Origin of the sequence: Longinema margulisiae (genome assembly GCF_025266855.1) — a bacterium.
Lineage (GTDB): Bacteria > Spirochaetota > Brevinematia > Brevinematales > Thermospiraceae > Thermospira.
In genome coordinates this window covers 1,467,868-1,487,401 of sequence record NZ_CP053071.1, presented here as the reverse complement: position 1 = coordinate 1,487,401, position 19,534 = coordinate 1,467,868, and the positions used below count along the sequence as shown (strand labels likewise).

The 19,534-nt window shown below is 44.7% G+C and carries 19 protein-coding genes; 2 read left to right on the top strand and 17 right to left on the bottom strand.

Translation table 11 applies throughout. The features are described from left to right. Positions 1–97 precede the first annotated feature (97 nt). Positions 98–244: a hypothetical protein gene (locus BREVNS_RS06625; RefSeq protein WP_483426236.1), complete on the bottom strand. Its 147-nt coding sequence runs from the start codon at positions 242–244 to the stop codon at positions 98–100. A 190-nt stretch (positions 245–434) separates the two neighbouring features. On the opposite strand from BREVNS_RS06625, the gene BREVNS_RS06620 reads away from it, so the two are divergent. Next, positions 435–2,348, top strand: a complete 1,914-nt coding sequence (locus tag BREVNS_RS06620; protein ID WP_483426235.1) for a methyl-accepting chemotaxis protein — start codon at positions 435–437, stop codon at positions 2,346–2,348. Further along, positions 2,341–3,318 carry a hypothetical protein gene (locus tag BREVNS_RS06615; RefSeq protein ID WP_483426234.1) on the top strand — a complete coding sequence of 326 codons (978 nt, stop codon included), beginning with the start codon at positions 2,341–2,343 and terminating at the stop codon, positions 3,316–3,318. Before BREVNS_RS06620 ends, BREVNS_RS06615 begins: the two co-directional genes overlap by 8 nt. Positions 3,319–3,370: 52 nt before the next feature. On the opposite strand, the gene BREVNS_RS06610 is transcribed toward BREVNS_RS06615, so the two are convergent. The 16 genes from BREVNS_RS06610 to BREVNS_RS06535 form a co-directional block, all read right to left on the bottom strand. Continuing rightward, positions 3,371–4,138, bottom strand: coding sequence for an alpha/beta fold hydrolase (locus BREVNS_RS06610; protein WP_483426233.1), 768 nt, complete (start codon positions 4,136–4,138; stop codon positions 3,371–3,373). Between the two features lie 62 nt (positions 4,139–4,200). Beyond that, the gene (locus BREVNS_RS06605) at positions 4,201–6,678 is read right to left on the bottom strand and encodes a PP2C family protein-serine/threonine phosphatase (RefSeq protein ID WP_483426232.1); all 2,478 of its coding nucleotides are present in this window, start codon (positions 6,676–6,678) and stop codon (positions 4,201–4,203) included. Positions 6,679–6,731: 53 nt separating this feature from the next. Beyond that, entirely contained in the window at positions 6,732–7,250 is a 519-nt protein-coding gene (locus BREVNS_RS06600; RefSeq protein ID WP_483426231.1) for a Crp/Fnr family transcriptional regulator, read from the bottom strand. Positions 7,251–7,259: 9 nt separating this feature from the next. Next, entirely contained in the window at positions 7,260–8,426 is a 1,167-nt protein-coding gene (locus BREVNS_RS06595) for a potassium channel family protein (RefSeq protein ID WP_483426230.1), read from the bottom strand. Continuing rightward, the gene (locus BREVNS_RS06590) at positions 8,423–9,640 is read right to left on the bottom strand and encodes a PilZ domain-containing protein (protein WP_483426229.1); all 1,218 of its coding nucleotides are present in this window, start codon (positions 9,638–9,640) and stop codon (positions 8,423–8,425) included. The genes BREVNS_RS06595 and BREVNS_RS06590 overlap by 4 nt, the downstream gene beginning before the upstream one ends. Positions 9,641–9,663: 23 nt before the next feature. After that, a complete protein-coding gene (locus tag BREVNS_RS06585; RefSeq protein ID WP_483426228.1) occupies positions 9,664–10,656 on the bottom strand; it encodes a WD40 repeat domain-containing protein in 993 nt (330 codons plus the stop codon). Positions 10,657–10,708: 52 nt separating this feature from the next. Next, on the bottom strand, positions 10,709–11,440 hold the full coding sequence (locus BREVNS_RS06580) for a flagellar filament outer layer protein FlaA (protein ID WP_483426227.1): 732 nt from the start codon (positions 11,438–11,440) through the stop codon (positions 10,709–10,711). A gap of 20 nt (positions 11,441–11,460) precedes the next feature. Beyond that, positions 11,461–12,261, bottom strand: a complete 801-nt coding sequence (locus tag BREVNS_RS06575; RefSeq protein ID WP_483426226.1) for a flagellar filament outer layer protein FlaA — start codon at positions 12,259–12,261, stop codon at positions 11,461–11,463. Positions 12,262–12,277: 16 nt separating this feature from the next. Then, on the bottom strand, positions 12,278–12,640 hold the full coding sequence (gene panD, locus BREVNS_RS06570; RefSeq protein WP_483426225.1) for an aspartate 1-decarboxylase: 363 nt from the start codon (positions 12,638–12,640) through the stop codon (positions 12,278–12,280). A gap of 19 nt (positions 12,641–12,659) precedes the next feature. Then, positions 12,660–13,367, bottom strand: a complete 708-nt coding sequence (locus BREVNS_RS06565; RefSeq protein ID WP_483426224.1) for a hypothetical protein — start codon at positions 13,365–13,367, stop codon at positions 12,660–12,662. 13 nt (positions 13,368–13,380) lie between these two features. After that, a complete protein-coding gene (locus BREVNS_RS06560; RefSeq protein ID WP_483426223.1) occupies positions 13,381–14,643 on the bottom strand; it encodes a DUF1015 family protein in 1,263 nt (420 codons plus the stop codon). Positions 14,644–14,940: 297 nt separating this feature from the next. After that, positions 14,941–15,738, bottom strand: coding sequence for an amidohydrolase family protein (locus BREVNS_RS06555; protein ID WP_483426222.1), 798 nt, complete (start codon positions 15,736–15,738; stop codon positions 14,941–14,943). Beyond that, complete coding sequence (alr, locus tag BREVNS_RS06550; RefSeq protein WP_483426221.1) at positions 15,735–16,853, bottom strand: alanine racemase; 1,119 nt, start codon at positions 16,851–16,853, stop codon at positions 15,735–15,737. Before alr ends, BREVNS_RS06555 begins: the two co-directional genes overlap by 4 nt. A gap of 328 nt (positions 16,854–17,181) precedes the next feature. Next, positions 17,182–18,237 (bottom strand): HD-GYP domain-containing protein, encoded by a 1,056-nt coding sequence (locus tag BREVNS_RS06545; RefSeq protein ID WP_483426220.1) that lies wholly within the window; start codon positions 18,235–18,237, stop codon positions 17,182–17,184. A 10-nt stretch (positions 18,238–18,247) separates the two neighbouring features. Beyond that, on the bottom strand, positions 18,248–18,610 hold the full coding sequence (locus BREVNS_RS06540; RefSeq protein ID WP_483426219.1) for a response regulator: 363 nt from the start codon (positions 18,608–18,610) through the stop codon (positions 18,248–18,250). After that, positions 18,585–19,466: a sensor histidine kinase gene (locus BREVNS_RS06535; protein ID WP_483426218.1), complete on the bottom strand. Its 882-nt coding sequence runs from the start codon at positions 19,464–19,466 to the stop codon at positions 18,585–18,587. The genes BREVNS_RS06540 and BREVNS_RS06535 overlap by 26 nt, the downstream gene beginning before the upstream one ends. Positions 19,467–19,534 lie beyond the last annotated feature (68 nt).

The following is a 19,534-nucleotide window of genomic DNA, read 5'->3' as shown; positions in this document are numbered from 1 at the left end:
CCTCCTTTCAAAATAACTATATGTATTATAAGACAAAAAAAAAAAAGTCAATATCCCATGCATGTCGTCTCGCAACTCAATAGAAATGTCGTCATATTTATCTCAATAGAAATGTCGTCTTCTGGGAGAGGGTGGAGGAGATTTTGTGCGCTGTAGAGCTTATCTCATAGTACTCCAGTTCCACCCTCTCCTTGTAAATATGGACAGAACCATCTAACCATGTTTTGATGGTACCCCTGTCCATGTTTTTCAGTATTTCCTAATAGCTTTCCCAAAGTCACCATGGATATTTTTTCTTTTCATCGATCCATAACTTCCGTCATCATCTCTCTTTTCCTGGAAGCATTCTTTTGAAATCTATCCTCTTTTTCTTCAAGATACCCTTTTCTCCTGTCGATATATAAAGAAGAAACCGCAGAGAGGAGCGGATACCGATGAAAAAATCTTCTATTACCCTTCGTGTTGTCGGGGCGACGTTTTTTAGTATCTATCTTTCTATTTTCCTTTACTCTGTCATTCTTCCTTTCCTTTTTGTGATGCCCCCAGAGGAGAGGATTTCCTTCTGGATAAAAATGGCCGTGGTGGTAACCATCTTAGGTCCCATTTGTTCTTTTATTGTCTATCTTTTCTACAGGCCTGTCGCAAGAGCTACAAGATTGGCCCAATCAGGAGAGGAAATTCCCCATTGGCTCAGACACAAAGCCATGCGCTCTTTCCATGCCATTCAGGGGTTTCTCTTTATCGTCGGACTTTTAGCCTATGCTGCAGGGGCCGGTCTCAATTTTTTAGCAGAAATCGTCATCGAACACAAGCCTTTTGTCCCCTTCTACTGGATAAGTCGGTTAGTTCTTGCTCTCAGTTTTGGTATTCTCAATGGGCTTGTTACAGCCCGTATGGTCAACCTTGCCTGGCTTGAGGCCAAATACCTCATGGGAATTACCTCTCTTGAGGACAGCAGTGAAAAGTACGAATCTACCTTTTACAAGATTTTTCTCCCCGGTTTTCTTCTTGTGCTTTTCATCACCGTTTTCAGCGCGGTAGGAGCAATATACTATATTTACTACATGTTCCAAACAAACCAAACAGTTACCCTTCAACAGGCTGCTTCTCATTTCCTTTTCATTGAAGGTTTTCTTCTTGTAATGGGGGCTATTCTTTTTGCCACCATCCTGTGGGAAAACCAGTCTCATATCTCAAACTTGCGGGACCAGATTATGCGATTTTCTGAAGGGGATATGAATCTTGCCAAGAGGGTATTCATCATCAGTTTTGATAATGTGGGCATGATGACAGCCGGCATCAACAAAATCCTTGAAAAACTCCAGAAGACATTTCTCACCATCAAGGATATGCAGCGTATCGTCAAGCAATCTGGGGAAATCACCAACAATATCATGACCAAATCCCGTGAAGAGGCTGAAGAGGTCACCCACCTCATCACCGAAGCAGGAGAGAACTACGAAGCCCAGGTTGATGTGATCAAAGAAGCCACCTCCCGCTTCAAACAAACCATGCAGGAAGTCAAAAAGGCCATTGCCAACTTCCAGAACCAGCAAAATGTTCTCGAACACGTAGCCCAGTCCTTCCAGAAGGTTGCTTCTACCTTCAAAGACATGATCTCTATGACCCTCTCCTCAACAGAGCGATTTGAAAAACTCTCTCGAGTGATCGGTGATGGAACCTCAGGGCTTCAGGATCTTCTCGAGGCCACCAAGGGTATTCAGGAAACCAACAAAAAGGTATATGAGATTGTAAAGCTGATCATGGATATTTCAGACCAGTCCAATATTCTTGCTATGAATGCGGCTATTGAGGCTTCTCACGCCGGTGAATACGGAAAAGGCTTTGCTATTGTGGCCTCTGAAGTACGGGAACTCGCCATCCACACCGCAGAATCCGCCCGTCAGATAGAATCTCTCATCCATGAGATGCAACAGCGCAATGAACGAGGGGCCACTATCAACGAAAAACTCAACGAGATTTTCAAAACCATGCAAAATGAAATGCAGGCCACAACCAGTCAGATAGAATCCATTGCTCAGATGGCAAGACGGGAAACCTCCACCGCTGAAGCCAGTTTGAAAGAACTTGCCCAGATGCAGGAGGTTGCTCAGGCCATCAAAGAAAATGTGAGCATCATCGAAACCAACGATGCTTCTCTCTCTGAGATCATGAGTCATTTGAATGATACGGCTGAAAAACTCGCCTCCATCAGCCAGCGACTGATGGAGGGTATCTCCTTCATCAGCCAGTCGTATGCCAATCTCAGTGAAGCTTTTGACAAGAGCTTCGAAGCCATCCAGCAACTCGACAACGCTATGGCCAACTTCAAAATCGACCATGAGTAAGCATCTTCTGATTCTCTTTCTCACTGGATTTTCCCTTCTCTACGGCTGGAGAGCGTGGCATGTGATAGACACAGGAGCAGACACCACAGGTATTGGACAGGCCTATGTAGTGTCTATAGACACCCCTTCTTTTGACATCCAACCAGCTTCCACAGGCTTTGTGAGTCGACCCCTCCTCACATGGGATCTTTCTACCTCTCTTACCCTCGTCGATCCCCTCAGTGGTCGATATCAACTTGCCCCAGATCCTCTCCTCTCCCTTTCTTTTTCCATAGGAAACTCTTTCTCGGGAGTGGGTTTTTCTCTCCGACGAATTATTGGCTCTGTGGGTTCAGACCTCGCCGTGTACCGAACCGGCGTTAGTGGCTCATGGCTTCTTCTTCCCAACCTTCGGGTGGGGGGATTCTTAGGAGGCCTGATTGGAAAAGAATACACCTCCTATGGAACAGGCTTGGCTTTTTCCCTCGGTTCCCTCTATCAGCTCAGCGAAACATGGCGACTTGGCGTTTCCTGGCAAACGTTCTCCCCTCTCTCATGGTCGTCTTCCCTGTATGGAAAAGAGGTGCAGGAGAGATTTCCTTCTCGATTGGCCGTAGGGTTTGCCTCTCGCTTCGCAGTGGGAGAATGGTTCGCAGAGATAGACTACACGGATACCGCGTCCATGGGATTTCTCTCTGATGGAATCACAGAAAACCTTCCTGTCTCTGAACTCACCCCATGGACTATTCACCTCGGCTGGAGAAGTAAACTCCCTCTCTGGGATATTCCTTTTCATCTTGGGCTTTTCACCGACCACCTCTGGACGTCTCCAAGACCTTTACGACAGTGGTCCTTGGCTCTGGGTATCCGGGCGGTAGGGAAAAACGTTCGTCTTGCCTTCACCTGGGTAGATAATTATCTTTTTTCTCTTTTTCTTTCCGATGTTCAACCTACAGAAAGGGGTCTCGTTTCCCTGAGCTATCTCTTTTGAAAAGACATCTTCCAAAGATTTTCTCTTCTCTCAGAACCCAAAGGCTCATCCTTTATTTTGTTTGAGCCTCACACAACTCAAAAAAAGAAAAAGCCTTGTGAAAATACTCTTCTCTTTTTTGACTGAGGGAAAGAAAAACCGGACCCTCCACGGCCTGTTTTTGTTTCAAGGCCACAGGAGCCGCAGAAAAGAAATGTTCAAGAGCACTTTCAGACACAAGATGCGACCCGGTGGAATACTGAAAAAGAAAAGGCACTCCCATACGAGAAGCATCCGTCCAGAGAAACACACAGGCTTTGGAGAGGGCAAACCAGAATCTTCCTGTCACGGATGAACACACCATCTCATCAGAAGCAATCACCCCAGCCACTTTTTCATCATCCGTCAAATCCTGAAGAAGAAAGGGAAGATCAATTCTCTTCTCCGGAGCCACCGAGGCCAACATATCCAGTTGAACCTGCCGTATCTTTGATACGCCTAACTGGGTGGAGAGAATAGGGTTTACGGCTACCACTCCCGCGGCACATTTAGGATAGTCAAGAGCATACATCAAAGCCACTGTTCCCCCCAGACTTTCTCCCCACAGAAAAATTCTTGCCTCTCCATCCGTGCGCCGTATCTCCCGACTGATCTCAGCCACTTCCTTGGTATAGTCATGAAAATTGGCTATATCCCCCCGATTGTGCTGCGTTGTCTGTCCAAAGCCCAAAAGATCAGGACATATCACCGTATAGCCATGCTGAGCAAAAAAATCCTTGAGATAGGAGAGATACCCCCTATGAAGTCCAATACCATGCAAAGCGATAAGATACTTCGCCATCCCTTGCTCCTTTTTTTATTATCGGAGTTTTTCCAAAAAAACAAAGCCCCCTCTCAAACGCTCTATGCTCTGTACACAATCAGCATGGTTCTATCATCCGTGGCTGGAACATCCCCACAGAAATTCATCAGTTCTCCTATAACTCCATCCCGCATTCCATCCACATGAGAAGAGGCATGACGAACAATGGCCTCATAGAAACGTGTCTCTCCAAACTCTTCACTTTTTCTGTTCTTGGCCTCAGTAATTCCATCGGTATAGAGAATCAGAAACTCCCCCTGGCGAAGAGAAACCTTGTAGAGTTGCATCTCCGGATCAAAAAGAGACGACTCCACCATACCCACAGGCATCCCTCCCCCCTTGAGGAGCCGGATCTTTTTCTCCTCAGGAAGATAGAGAATCCCCTGCTGGTGTCCAGCACTGGTGTAGTAGAGTTCGTGAGTTTTTGTATCAAGCACTCCATAAAACACCGTGGCAAACATCGTAGGCAGGGTATCACGAAAGAGCACAGGGTTTACCTCTTTCAGCACTCTGGCGGCATCGAGTTTCCCCACCGCATAGGTACGAAGGGCAGAGCGAAGCATGGCCATCACCATCCCGGCCCCTACCCCATGACCGGTCACATCCGCCACCACAAGCCCCAATCGATTCTCGCCTACTTCAACAAAGTCATAATAGTCCCCACCCGACTCCGTCTGGGGTTGATAATACACCGTGAAAAGATACCCCGGCACCTGAGGAGATCCCTTGGGAAGGATAGCACTCTGAATCTCCTTGGCTGACTCAAGTTCTGCCTCCATACGGCTTTTTTCCTTGACTTCCTGAAACATCCTAGCAATCCGAAGACTCATAGCATTGAAACGTTCAGCCAAATCCCCAATCTCATCACGAGAAAAAACCTCCACCTGTTTTCCCCACTTCCCTGAGGCAATCTCTTCTGTCCCCTCCGCAAGCCTTGCCAATGACTGCAAAAGAAACCTGACAAAAATCCAGGCAAGCAAAAGCACCCTCACAAGCAAGAAAATAGCCAGATCCACTGATCGGCGTTCTACTTCCTTCTGCTGTTTCTCAAAATCATCAATAGAAAGAAGAATGGCCACCGTTCCCGTGCGATAGGGGGCATAGAGATGACGGAAAAGGCCGTGAATAGCCTCCCCATCAAAATCCCTAGCATGGGTACGATATCCACTCAACACAAGCCAGCGTTCTGCCGCTTTTTTTATGCTACTAACAAAATACGTCTTCTCAAAAACAGCGGTATATCCGTCCTGAGTAAATCGAGCAGGAGCAACTTTCCCCACCTCGACTCTATTGGAGGCATAGCCAGCGAGAAGCTGGTCAAAAGCCTCTGTGGGCTTCCAGTTCTTTTGATCCTGAGAAGAAGAGAATTCAAGATACCGCCTCAGGTAGCGCTCTATACTATCTAAAAAACCAAGGGTGAGTTTTTCCTCTTCTTTCAACAGATTCGTATGAGAAAAAATTTTCTTTTTTCGATAAAGATTCTGCAGTTCTTTTACTTCCTTTTCTGACATCCCCGTCACCTGAAACCATCTCACCAAATTGGCCATCTGATTTGAGGAGAGGGGTATCTCCTGCCCACGTTTATACTGATCAAATCGAGCCTTGAGAGTATACACCCCTCGCACTAACGAAGAGGTCATCACTCCCTTGGCCTTGAGCCTTTCCCCTGCAGGAGTCAAATCCCCGGCAGAAGTAAAATACCGCCTATACGTCTCATCAAATCTCTCAATAAAGGTAAAATTCCTTCTCACCTCAAGGGGAAGGGCCCTTCGCCGGAATAAACGTCCTGTTTCCAGAGCAGAAAGATACCCTGCCCATTCCTGTCCCACCTTGCTTTCCACAAAAGCCCTATCATAAAGGGGAATAAAGGCCTCATAAGAGCGCTGGAGCCTCACAAAATACAGACGAGGAAGATACCCATCATAGATCACCCGCCGATTCGTTTCACTGATCTTCTCGCCCACACTAGAAGGAATCGTATGGAATATCACATATCCATTGGGATCCACAAAAAAAGCCATATTGAACGAAGGGATATTGGTCAGGGTGTACAGATACTCCTGAATGGATTGGTATTGCCGCTGAATGAGGATCTGTTGCTGTTTTTGCTGCTGAAGCTTTTGTTGACGACTCTGCTCCTTGATCGCTGACTTGAGTACCGCAATCTGTTTCTGAAGCTGCTTTTGTTTTTGTTGAGTACCAAAAATGTTCTCAAGAAAACGATTGATGGCACTCTCCTCACTTTCAGCCGGAGAAGAGGAAAGGATCGTCGTCTCGGGGAGATTCACCACCACCTCTCCCCACTTATCACGCCCATACTCTTCGACATTCTTGCGAAAGGCTTCAAGATACACCCGAAGATTTTTGGCAATAAGATCTTCCTGTGCCCGCTTTTGCTGAAGAGTACTATAACGAATAAAAGGAATAGCAAAGACAACAAAGACAAAAGCCACAAAGAATACCACTTTCACCTGAAGGCTCACCTTTGGCCATCGAAATCCCTTTTCCCTTCTTTTCATACCCTTTTATCTTACCTTCCTTCCCCAAAAAACGCAAGTCCTTTCCCTTTCTCTCACTTTCGCTTGCTCACCACAATCGAAAGGGCGGTGGTTAGTTTCAGAATATTCTGATTGAGGGTCCGTATCCGACTGCACAACACCCCCGCAATAGCCCGCAAAAGCTTATACCCAATGGTATGGTTCTCATCACACAGGGCATAAAAATCCCTCTGAAACACCTCATACAGTTCCACATCACTCATCGCCTTCACCGTGGCTGAACGAGGAGCCCCTGTGAGAAGAGACATCTCCCCAAAGAAAGGCATCTTGGTTTCATCGTAGGTGGCAATAGATTTCTCCGCCTCTAACCATTCTTCCCCCGCCCGACGCAGGGTAATCTGACTTGTCACCTGTACCACCCCTTTCTTGAACAAAAAAAGCGACGTCCCCTCTTCTCCTTCACTGACAATCACCTCTCCCTTCTTATACCGCCGTTCATGGAGAAGGGAAGCTACCTGTGCCCTTTCTCCATCGGTGAGATCAGCAAACAAAGAGAGCCGTGCCAAAAACTCCTCTCTTTCTCTTCCCTTCATAGTCTCTCCTTACCGTATCACAAACGCATAGGCATCATCAGGGGAAATGATATACTCATCAGGAGGATTGATTTTGACATGATATTTGAGGTCCTCTTCTCCCGTTTCGCCGGCCAATTTTGAACGTATGAACTCATCAATAGCATCATTGCCTGATAACATATCCTCAATGCTGAGTTCCTTCTCCGCTCGATAAAGCCCCACCACAATGAGTTTTTCTCTCTCCCGAAGAGCAAGAAAATACTCGCGAAAACTCTTCCCCACAAAACGCGTATCCACCGGGATCACCATGAGACGGGGATGTTCATAACTTGCCAAAAGGTCCTCAAAGAAAACCGGCATAGCAGGCGAAATCATCGAGGCCGAAAGAAGAGTGGGGCTAAACATCCCGTTGAAGATGACATTCTCCACACCGGCCCTTTTGAGGGCACTTGCCTTTTCACTTTTGATGGCCTCAGCACTCACACAGAGATCGGGATTCAAGGCCTTGAGACTCAAGGTCGCCATGATCGTCCTTTCATCAGCATCATCAAGAGAGCGATGATGAAAATTGTCTGCTAAAATAAAAGCATGCATCGCATTTTCCACATTGGCCCGTTTCAGAACCGCCTCTTTGGTGTAATCACCAAACACAAACTTCATCAAAAGATGGGGAAACTTGTTCTTCACCTCGAGAAACTCATCCTCCGTCATGTCATTCACCAGCACCAAGGCAAGATGCTTTTCCCCGGCAAATTCAGGGAGAATAGTCAAGAGCTTCTCAAGATAACTATTGACCCCGAGAATAAGGATATGATTCTTTACCCGCACAACCGATAACCCTCTTCTTTCTTTGAGTTTTTTGTCTATCAAAAAGGAAACTATCTGCCCACTCAAGATGGCATAAAAAGCCACCCCAAATACAATCACCACCACTCCAATAACCCGCCCTACAACGGTCTTTGGGACAATATCCCCATACCCCACCGTCGGGATAGTCACAATAAGCCACCAAAGCGCATCCCCTATCGTTTTGAAAAGGTCGTTCCCCCCTGCCTGTTCCACCCACCACACTAACGGAACCAGAGCCATCAGGGATAAAAAAAGCCCGAACACCAGTCTATTGCTTGGTTCAGAAAACCAGGCTACAAACCTTTTCCAGAGAAAAAACTCCCTTCCCCGTTTTTGTTCTCTCATTCTCCCTTCTCACTTTCCTTGATAATCTTTGAAAGCAACTGTCTGCCATCTTCTTCAAGGCCCAAAAACTCCATCGCCATACTTACTCCTGCATTTTCACCCGGAATATAGTTTGTCCGTATCACCCTTGCCCTCACCTCAAGTTCCATATCTTTGTACTGAATACCAAGTTTCAGGATGGTATTTTCCTTGATGGTATGCATGAGATACATATTTTTGTTGACCACAGAAATACCGCCCAAGGAAATATCCACCACATCAAGGTATTCCTCTTTGTTTTCAGGTGAGCTTGCATACGATTTCACCAGCACCTCTCCAATGATATCAGCAAGACTCCGGATATAAAACACATCGTAGATACTGAGTTCCTTTCTTCCCCCATCCCTTGGCACCGTAATCTCAATAGCCCCCACCACTTTGTCCCCAATGAGAATGGGCAAAAGAAGATACGAAAGAATCCCCCGACTGATATACGTCTGTCTGATCTTGTCCAACACATCAGGGGCCATCTTTTTCTTGATCATCTCAAAATACTTCTCATAGCCAATCACCCCAAATTTCTCCCCAATATGGAGATAATTGGGAATGTTTTCTGTATCGGCAATCCAGAAGGGTTTTTTGTAGGTATAGACCACCCTCTCTAAAGGAGAAATCTGATCAAGATTCTTGAAGATATTGATCTTGAATTGATGACTGAAGCGCTTAATCTCCTCTCCCACCATGGAGAGAATCTTCTTGAGATCGGGATTTTCCTCCTTGAGAGCAAGATAAATGGCCCGAAGCGTATCAGGAAGTTCCGAGATATTCACCTGCGTGCTTTCCTGCGGTTTGGTTTCAATTTTTTTGATAAAAACCCTGAGAAGCTCTGGCGTCTTTGGACTATAGCGACTGAATCGCCTCACCGGATGGTACCACACACTATTGGGAAGCAACACCTCTATAGAACGAAGCTGAAAATTATAAAGCCGTACCGTCGTAGGAGAAGAATAGTAGAAATTCTTGTTATACTCAAAAGAAAGAATAACATTCTGAATAGGGAGAAGAGAGGGTTCTTTATCGAAAAAGAGATTCACCGTATTCATATCCACACGCGTCACAAAGCCCGTGATATGGACCTTGCTTTTGCTCTCTTCGAGCGTTACCCCTATCCGTTTGATACGCGCATGATTGTAGAGATTGATGATTTCATTCTTCTGTGCTATTTCTTTATCCATACCCTGCTCCATTTTTGGTTATGTTATGGTTGAAACTTCCATATCTGTATCTCCCCTTGTCTTGTTCCTACAAAAATCCTTTTGTTGACCGGATCATACTGCAGGGCCATCACATCCGATCCCGCATTCTCCATCCCCACTATCTTTTCTGTTCGCCAATCCCAGAAAAGCACCATATCGTCCTCTCCTCCACTCACCAGATAACGGTCATCTAAAAAGGTCACCACCAACACCGCCCCTACGTGTCCTCTCAGGGTTTTGAGTGGGGTTGGACTCACCTCATCCCAGAGAAAAATAACTCCCTCTCCACCACCAGAAGCAAAGATTTTTCCACCGGGAGCAACTGAAACATATTCCACCGGCAAAAGGTGTTCCTTTGTTGTATATATCGGCACAAGCTCTGGAAAAGTAAACACAGACACAGAACCATCTTCCCCCCCGGCAATAATCACCCGTTTCACAGGATCATAAGCCACACTCCATATCTCCCGGGAAGAAATTTTTCTCTCCCTGACAAGATGAAGCTCTGGAAGTTTCCAAAGCCGAAGAAAACCATCAGCCCCTCCAGAGACTACCATCTCTTCCGCCTTTTTGATGGTCTGGATGCCTCCTGCATGTCCCTTCGTTCTCACAAGGGTTTTCAGCTGTCCCACATCCCAGAGAGCCATTGTATCATACGCCCCGTAAACCACATAACGATCATCCGAAGAAAACGCAAGGGGCATCCCCCAGATCTGAGGATAGGTTTCCCGAACACTCCCTTTCTGCCGCCAGTTTGTAGTTTCCCAGAGTTTTACGGTTCTATCGGCACTTCCTGTGGCAAGATACCCCCCATCCGAAGAAAACACCCCATAAAACACATAACTCGTATGTGCCACAAAATTGGTTTCTCTTACAAAAGGTATCCTTTCCGTAAACTGAAACTCACTCGTTTCTCTCACCGCCTTGCCACAGGCTAAAACCACGACAATTCCCACCATCACCACAAGAAAGACTCTTTTGCACCCTTTTTTCACCCCCACCTCCTGCAAGGAAAAAAGGGGCTGTCCCTCTGGACAGCCCCATCGTTTACCAGTTATCAATCATATCATCCGCATTGAGGTTCATCTCTGAGTAGAGATCCACATCGGCCGTCAGATAGTCAAAATAGATATAGAACGGCCTTCCAATCATATCATCTGGCTCAAAGTCCACACGGAATCCTATGAAAGTAATCCCTCTCTCCTCAGAAACCTTGTAGTTTTCCTGTTCAATGGTATCAGGAATATTTACCGTCATCTGCTTCCATCCAACCCAAATAAGTCTATCACCGCGGAGATACTTCACCCTATCAAGATAATCGCGAAGAACCACACTGAGCACATGCCGGTAGTTTCTTCCTACTACCCACACTTTGAGGTTTTTGGTAATACCACGAATCTTGGCTGGTTTTGCCGGGGTAATAGAGAGCCAGGACCAATCCCGTTTCATGAACGAAACCTTCACACCAAGAACATACTTGTTCTTGTCAGATTTAAGAGCAGCAGGAGAACCTTCCCTGCGAATAGCGGAAGCATACCCATAGTCCCGAGGAATAAAAGCCGTCCACTCACCTGCGGCTTCAAAATCATCAACTAAAAGCGTCTGCAAAAGTTCTGTGGCCACTGTCCTATCAGCCGACTCCCCCGCATTGGTATTGATGATAGGAAACTCCCCAAGGCGAAGGTTTCCCCCCGTATTCTCGACCTGTTGAGCAAAGAGCACAGTGGTGACAACCACACTGACAACTATCAAAATTCCAATTCCTGCGATCCTTTTCATAGCTTCTCTCCTTTGGCTTATTACCATCTATTGTTGGCCAGATCGTCACCATTGAAACGCTCAAGATACACGTCGGTCTGGACCTGGAGATAGTCAAAATAGACATAGAACTGATCCACTCTCTCTTCTGGATGACTCCAGAGTTTGATCATCTCGAGTTTAAGAGGTTTCAAAAATGGCACATGATTCTGAGCCTGTGGTACATAGCCTGGAACGGTTGTTCTCAGATTCTTCCATCCCACATACTTGATGTCCCCGGCAGGAATACGATGCAAAAATCCCTTGTAATCCCTGAGATAAAATTCAAGCCAGTAGTTATAGTTTCCACCCCATACCCACATATCCAGGGTCTTTACCACACCAACAAGAGAGACATTTGTCTCTTTGAGCTCCCCTGCATGAGAGGGTTTACCATTGGCATCTACGCCGGCTCTCGCCAAATGATAAGGGATAATCTCCACATAGTTATAGCCCTTGCGTACATACTGAGCCTTAACCCCAAAGACCCACTTCTGTCTCTGCTCCATTTCTTCAGGAATCCCAAGAGGTTTGCCCTGAAAATAATCAGAATTGCATGCCTCTGGATCCACAGGACTCTGTGGGTCCATAATATTCGACGGTTTGGCAAACCGCGAGAATCGAGCCTTCCACACCAAATTGTTGGTCTGATCCTTTTCGTCACCAAAATCACTGATCAAAAACGTCTGCAAATTCACAGTTTCCCTATCTCTCTCGGAGAAACCCCAACCAAAAAGCGAGGTCGTATACCCAAACAAGAGGATAACGCATGCTATCACTAACCACGTCCCTTTGTATCTCATAAACCTCTCCTTACGTTTATTTCTCTAATATAGTATCAATCTTATTTTCGGCATTTACCAGCACAATCTTTGGGGAAAATGAAAAAATTTTTTCTTGTTCTATCTGTCCAAAGGCCGCAATAATCACCCTATCGCCCACTCGATTGAGATGAGCCCCAGCCCCATTGATACAGATAACCCCACTCCCCCTCTCTCCTTTCAGAGCATAGGTGATCAACCGGGAACCATTGGTAATATTCCAGACATGCACCTGTTCGTAGGGATAAATGTTTGCTGCCTCCATCAGTTCCTCATCAATCGTTATACTGCCCACATAGTCAATATTGGTTTCGGTCACAACCGCCCGGTGAATTTTGGACTTTAGTACCGTCAGTAACATATTCCGCTTCTTCTCTCCTTCACTCAAGCTTCAGATAAAAACTGGTACTCTTTCCCCAATAGCGAGATTCCGTCTTCAGCACCTTGCCCCGACTGTCTTTGATGACATACGTCAGGTAGATATTATAATTCCCTTTGGGGAGAAAGTTTCCATGAATGGTAATCCCATTCCAGTAGCGGGTATACTGAGCCTGATGGTTAATCACCTCTATACCCCGCACTCGCCCGATCAGATGGCTGCTCTGAACCTTTCCCGACTTGAAAGGAACCGCATAGAGATAAAAATCCACTGTCTTCCCCTGCTGGGTAAAAACCCAGGAAGAAATCTTGATATACCGTCGTGGGGAAAGACTCTGCCCACTCTTATCCGTTCCTACCTTCATGTAGCTCCCCACTTTCGTCACGGTCGGCGACTTGGCTACCGTTGGTGAAGGAGTGGTTTTCTTCTGAGGAACCTCCACGGGTTTGTCCTGAATAGGGGTGATTTCAGGAAGAGAGGAACCCTCACCCTGCGATGGAACTGCATTCGTCGTCAGGACAACTGGTTCAATCGTTTGAAGAGCCACCTCATTGGAAAGAGTTGCCACGGTATTTGTCTGAGAAAGCACCTCGTCCTTCAAAAGACTTGCGTTCCTGGTAACATCTTCCTCAACCGAAGCCTTGTCCCTCTGACAACCAGCAATCGCTAAAAAAATCCCTGCAAAAAGAACAAGAATAACCTTTTTCATCTTGCCTCCTCGTTTACCAGGAATACTTAAACGAATACAACACCACCCCACTGGGCACCTTGGGATAAAAATCAAACGAACGTGGGGCAAAGGTTTCATTGGGATTTAGTGAGAGAAACTCTTTCAAACTCAACGTTTGGGGAAGAAGAGCCATTTGATAATGCTTGTTTTTCACTCTATCAAAGGCTCTGGTATCCTGACTCTCAAAATGCACATCAGGATAGCGTGGGGTAAGCCCGAGAATACCCTGAATCACTTGGGTATCTACCACCTTTGGAGAAAATCCCTGCCCTCCTACTGCTAAAAAGTATTTGGTCGTCGCCTGAGCCACAGAAATACCAAAAGCCACCACCCCCTTTGAGGCATAGTCAGAAAGAAGCATACGAAGTTTCTTTCTTGCTGCTTTCTCAGTGAGCGCATCCTGAAAAGGAATAGCGGCTAACTTGAAAGAGGTTCCTATGGCCTTCAGGACATCCTGGGCAGACTGGGGGAGTGTTTTGATGAGACGATTCCATGGCCCAATCCCAAAGTCCTCATCAGCCATATTCACCAAGGACACCATCACATAATTCCAGGGTTCTGTACCCGTATATCCAGAGCCTCTGGCCATCTTCTGTTCCTGATAATAACGAAGGGCCGCCTTGAAACGATGATGGCCATCAAGAAGATAGAGCTTCTCACCCTGAAGAGCCGTGGCCACATGATCGATGAGAGAGGGTTCAGCTACCTGATAAAGACGGTGTTCGTTTTCTGAGGCATCTCCAAAAGAGAAGAAAGGCCTTTCCCCTAAGCTTTTGGAAACCAGTTCGGAAAAACGAAGCGAGGGATTGTAATACCCAATGAGAATGGGCTCTAAACTACACTGCGATGTCATCACCCGCTGATAACAATCCTCAACATATTCGTCAATGGTATTTTCGTAGAGATGAAGACGCCTGGAAAGTTCCTCGAGAGAGACAAGCGCAAAAAGAGACAAACGTTTTGCCACCGTTCCCTGATGGAGAAAGGGTTGCTCATACACATAGAGTGAGGTCACCTTGTCAAAGACAACCACATCTCGAATAAACCATCCAAAAAGCTTATGCTTGGCAGCAACATAGCTTTCCTGTTCCCCCGGAGTCGTGCGGATCACATGAGAATAATGGTAGGGGTTCTTTTGAAGCTGAGCTACTTCTCCCTCATCTAACTCATCAAAAGGCTGTGATAAACATTCATCAATCCGGGCTATCTTTTGTGAATTGTAGTAGCCAGCCTTAAAAGGTTGCAGCCAGGCCATATATCACCCCTTTCTCGTGTTTCGACTTATCCTTGTATTTATCGGCTATAGCAAGCATAAAATTAAAAGGTTTTTCAAAATTTCCTTTTTCTCGAGAGCCTGCACGGGTGCTTTCTTGTCCTATCTGGGTCATGGGCTATGCCCCTGAAACCCCGATTTTTCCGTTCACGAGGGCTTATTTGTTTTTTTATTCAAAAAGAAAGTATTTTTATTATAGTAAGAAATATTTTTATACTCTTTTTGCTTTTTTATCACTTTTTTTGAGACCTTCGCACATTCGTGCAAAGATTCCTTCTCTCAAATATCAAGAAGCCAGAGAGCATTTTTTGAGAAAATCAACTCCTCATTGGCTCTCCCCAAATCTAAGGAGCGAATCTTTTCCACCATCTGGGCTGGTCTCACCCAGGGAAAATCACTCCCAAAAAGTACCCGATAAGGTTCATGAGCCAAAATCATCTCCTTGAAAAGGGGATTGGGAAGATCAAGACAAAAGGAAGTATCAAGATAGAGAGACGGTAATCCTACCAGATGATTGGCCACCTCTTCCCACTGCTTGTAGCCACCCATATGGGCTAAAACCACTCGAAGACCCCGAACCTTGAGCACCTCTCTCAGCCTTTTTGGTGTCGCATGGGTTTCTGAAAAGGCCACATCACTTCCCGCATGGATGAGAAGAAGAAAATTATACCTCGCGCAGGCTTCATAAAACGAAGCTAAACGCGGATCATCAGGATAGAAACGCTGATACTCGGGATGAATCTTTATCCCCCTCATGCCATGTTGGGCAAGAAAAGAGAGTTCCTCTTCCATATTCCCCACAGAGGGAAAATCAGGATGATAGGTAGCAAAACAATGCACCCGACTCTGCTTCTGGTTCCATTCCAACATCCGTCGATTGATAGAAACCACCTGTTCTGGTTTTGTTGCCACAGGGAGATTCACCGCCATGGAAATACCATCTTCCTCCATGAAACGAAGAAGACTGTGATAACTCCCGTCTCCATAAAGCGTATAACCGCTTGCCTCACTCATCGCTTTTATGGCCTTTGGGGCTACATCATCAGGATAAAAATGAGTATGAAAATCAATAATCATTCCTCCCCCTTATACCATCTGGGGACTCGTTTCGATACCCCGCACATCACCTCATAGGGAATACGAGAACTCTTGTGAGCAAACTCTTGAAGAGAAAGAAAAGATCCAAAAACTTCTACTTCCGTCCCCTCTTCTATATGATCCGGATTGTCATCCAAACTCACCATCATATAATCCATACACACACGACCTACCTGAGGATACCGTCTCCCCTTGATAACCACCTCATACTTCCCGGATCCACAGGTTGACACCCCATCCGCATACCCCAAAGGAAGTACCGCTATGTATTCCCTTTCTTTTTGCACGACATACTGCCTGAGATAACTCACCGTCTCTTTTTTTCGCAGAGGTTTTATCTGGACGATTTTTGTCCTGAGAGACATCACCGGAAGAAGCCCTCTCTCCGACGAAGCCACCCCATAAAGAGAAATCCCTGGCCTCACATGGGTAAACTCCTCTCCAAAAGACGATGGGATATTCCATATACCCTCACTATTGGCTATATGACACAGGGAGATTTTTTTTCCAGCTAAACGCATGTTTTCCCGGATCTTTTTCAACCGCCGAACCTGTTCTTCGGAAAAATCCCTGTCCACATCCGCCGACGGAAAATGGGAAAAAATCCCCTCAAGAAATAGCCCCTCCAAAGACATAATTTCCTCAAGTCTTTCAGGAGCCTCATCATAACGAATCCCAAGCCTTCCCATACCTGTATCAATTTTCACATGGACCCGAAGAGATTGCCCCTGTTTCTTTGCCTTTTCACTCAGGCTTTTTGCATAGGAAGAAGAAATCACCGTCGCCACAAGACGATAGGTGAAAAGAGAGTCCATTCCCCTTTCCTCAACAGGACCTAAAATCAGGATATCTGAGTTTACCCCATTTTCCCGAAGTTCTATAGCCTCATCAAGGGTGGCCACAGCAAAGAAATTCACCCCCTCTTTTTCAAGGGCTTTCGCTACCCTTACCGCCCCATGCCCATAGGCATCGGCTTTCACTACCGCAATGAGAGGTTTTCCCCCTGTACGGCTGAGAAGAGTCTGTGCATTTTTCCTTAATGAAGAAAGATCAATTTCCACCCAGGTCGGGCGAAATGACTCCGTCGCAAACATAGTCCTTCCCATTCACTTTTCGTATATTATGGCACAAAAAGAGTTTTTTTTCAAAAAAGAGAGTGTTGTCTGAATACCTTTATCCCAAAGCCCTTACCCCTTTATGCAAAGGCTTTTTATTACATAATTTGAGACCCACCCGGGGATATTTTCCTACCCTTTCTGGGGCAGGGGTTACATCCCTCTATGCCGCTTTTTCTGTTTACAGCGGGCTTGTTTGTCTTTTCTATTTAAAAAAATAACTTTTTAAATAAAGATCTTTTTAGCAAATTCTGCTCTTTATTACCTTTTTGATAGCATTACACGAATATGTAATGCTATCAATTTTTCAGGCTTGATGCTCTGCATAGATCTCATCAAACATTTTCGCTGAGGTTTTGAAAGCATCAAGAATATAGGGATCAAAGTGTGTGGGCAATGTTCTTCCGTCCCCTTCTGTAAGGATTTTCACAGTCTGCTCATGAGACAAAGGCTCCTTATAAGGTCTTCTACTGCGAAGGGCATCATACTGATCAATAATATTGAGAAGTCTCCCTTCTAAAGGAATTTCTTCCCCCTTTAGTCCAAAAGGATAACCACTTCCATCATATCTTTCATGATGACTTATCGCAAATTTTGCTCCTATCCGAAGAATTTCCGATGGAGAATCTTTTAGGATTTTTTCTCCCAGAATAGTGTGGGTTTTCATAATTTCAAATTCCTCTGCTGTTAATCTGGCTGGTTTCAACAAAATATTATCTGGTATTCCCATCTTGCCAATATCATGCATGGGAGCTGCATAATAAAAAGACTCCACTGTTTTACCATCCAAGCCCAACCTTTCAGCAAGATATTTTGTGTAAAAACCAATCCTTCTTATATGGGTGTAGGTATCCTCATCTTTATATTCAGCAGCAAGGGTAAGCCGATAAACTGTCTCAATAAAAGCCTCTTTCACCTCAATAGTTTTTTTGTCCACCTCTTCCTTCAAAATAGCATTATTATAAAGAAGAAAATCTTCATACTCTTTCACTCTAAGTAAATTTTTCACTCTCACCATAAGTTCTGAGGGATCAACTGGAGCAGAGAGAAAATCAGTTGCTCCATATTGAAGACCTCTTATTCTGGATTCCTTATCTTGAAGCGAGGTCAACAAGATTATGGGAATTCTACTTGTTATTGGATTATTTCTTAATTCTTGAGTAGTCTCATATCCATCCATCTCTGGCATCATAATATCCAGCAAAATCAGATCTGGATTAAATTGCCATACCAGTTGAAGAGCTTCCTTCCCATTGGCAGCCTCTGCGACAACATATTCTTTCAGTAAAACAACAAGCAATTTTCGGTTTGGCTCATTATCATCCACAACCAAAATTCTTTTTTCTCTTTGCAATTCCCTCATATATTTCCCCTTATCTACAAAATTTCCTAATCTCATTTAAAAAATCTTCAACACTTATAGGCTTCGAAAGGTATCCATCAAATCCCGCAGCTATTAGTCTTTTTCTGTCTTCATTTAAAGCATAAGAAGTAATAGCCACAATTGGAATATCTGCTGTTTCTTCTTTTTCTCTTATAAAATGAAATGCCTTCTCACCATCCATGGTGGGCATTTGAATATCCATCAAAACGAGAGAGGGTTTCTCTTTCACGGCTACCTCTACAGCCTCTATTCCATTTTTGGCAATCACATAGTCATACCCTACTTTTTTAAGGATAGCCTCAAAAAGTTTCAAATTAATTTCATTATCATCTACTATCAATATCTTTCCCATCATTTCCCTCCTTCTTACACGGAATAGTAAAACTAAATCTTGCCCCCTTGCCCTCTTCACTTTCAATCCAAATTTTTCCTCCATGTAATTCAACCAACTTTTTACAAAGATTCAAACCAAGTCCAGTTCCTTCAAATTTTTTCGTGTAAGACTCCTCTAACTGAGTAAAAGGACGAAACAATTTTTCTTGATTTTGCCGTGAAATACCCGGCCCCGTATCCCAAATACTAAAACATAGCGAACAATTATGTTCATTCGTATCCTGAGCAGAAATCTTGTATACCTCTACCCCAATTTGAGCATAATCATCAACCACCTTAAAAGCATTACTTAAAAGATTGAAAAATATTTGCTTCAACATTCTTCTATCTGCAAACACATAATCAATTCCCTGTTCAATTGAAATTTCTATCTTAATATGACGGTTTATGGCTTTTTCTTTGAAAAAAGAAACCATTTCCTGAAGCAAATTTTCTAAATCTATTTTTTCCAACGATACTTCCATTTTTCCTGCTTCCACTTTAGATAGGTCTAAAATATCATTAATGAGTTCCAAAAGATGCCTGGCGCTCTTCAATATATATCCAAGATATTCTTTATGTTCCTCAGAGAAAGAATCCTCCATAAGCAACACTTCACAAAATCCAAGAATTGCATTCAGAGGAGTTCTCAATTCATGTGACATGTTGGCCAAAAAATCGCTCTTAGCTTGATTTGCCCCCTCTGCTTCTTTCGTTCGTTGTGCAAGAGTTACATTGACCTCTTCAATCTGGAATAGAGCTTTTTGCAATGCTTCTGTTTTGCTCGTGATGGTTTCTTCCAGTTTTGCATATATGCCTTGAATCTGATGAGCCATGTTAGATATGGACTCATACAACATATAGGTCTCTTCTATGCACTCATACCATCGTTTTTCCCTCTTGA

Coding starts and splice junctions, on each gene's coding strand:
- BREVNS_RS06625 (WP_483426236.1), bottom strand. CDS start 244: ATGGACAGGGGTACCATCAAAACATGGTTAGATGGTTCTGTCCATATT.
- BREVNS_RS06620 (WP_483426235.1), top strand. CDS start 435: ATGAAAAAATCTTCTATTACCCTTCGTGTTGTCGGGGCGACGTTTTTT.
- BREVNS_RS06615 (WP_483426234.1), top strand. CDS start 2,341: ATGAGTAAGCATCTTCTGATTCTCTTTCTCACTGGATTTTCCCTTCTC.
- BREVNS_RS06610 (WP_483426233.1), bottom strand. CDS start 4,138: ATGGCGAAGTATCTTATCGCTTTGCATGGTATTGGACTTCATAGGGGG.
- BREVNS_RS06605 (WP_483426232.1), bottom strand. CDS start 6,678: ATGAAAAGAAGGGAAAAGGGATTTCGATGGCCAAAGGTGAGCCTTCAG.
- BREVNS_RS06600 (WP_483426231.1), bottom strand. CDS start 7,250: ATGAAGGGAAGAGAAAGAGAGGAGTTTTTGGCACGGCTCTCTTTGTTT.
- BREVNS_RS06595 (WP_483426230.1), bottom strand. CDS start 8,426: ATGAGAGAACAAAAACGGGGAAGGGAGTTTTTTCTCTGGAAAAGGTTT.
- BREVNS_RS06590 (WP_483426229.1), bottom strand. CDS start 9,640: ATGGATAAAGAAATAGCACAGAAGAATGAAATCATCAATCTCTACAAT.
- BREVNS_RS06580 (WP_483426227.1), bottom strand. CDS start 11,440: ATGAAAAGGATCGCAGGAATTGGAATTTTGATAGTTGTCAGTGTGGTT.
- BREVNS_RS06575 (WP_483426226.1), bottom strand. CDS start 12,261: ATGAGATACAAAGGGACGTGGTTAGTGATAGCATGCGTTATCCTCTTG.
- panD (WP_483426225.1), bottom strand. CDS start 12,640: ATGTTACTGACGGTACTAAAGTCCAAAATTCACCGGGCGGTTGTGACC.
- BREVNS_RS06565 (WP_483426224.1), bottom strand. CDS start 13,367: ATGAAAAAGGTTATTCTTGTTCTTTTTGCAGGGATTTTTTTAGCGATT.
- BREVNS_RS06560 (WP_483426223.1), bottom strand. CDS start 14,643: ATGGCCTGGCTGCAACCTTTTAAGGCTGGCTACTACAATTCACAAAAG.
- BREVNS_RS06555 (WP_483426222.1), bottom strand. CDS start 15,738: ATGATTATTGATTTTCATACTCATTTTTATCCTGATGATGTAGCCCCA.
- alr (WP_483426221.1), bottom strand. CDS start 16,853: ATGTTTGCGACGGAGTCATTTCGCCCGACCTGGGTGGAAATTGATCTT.
- BREVNS_RS06545 (WP_483426220.1), bottom strand. CDS start 18,237: ATGAGGGAATTGCAAAGAGAAAAAAGAATTTTGGTTGTGGATGATAAT.
- BREVNS_RS06540 (WP_483426219.1), bottom strand. CDS start 18,610: ATGGGAAAGATATTGATAGTAGATGATAATGAAATTAATTTGAAACTT.
- BREVNS_RS06535 (WP_483426218.1), bottom strand. CDS start 19,466: ATGGCTCATCAGATTCAAGGCATATATGCAAAACTGGAAGAAACCATC.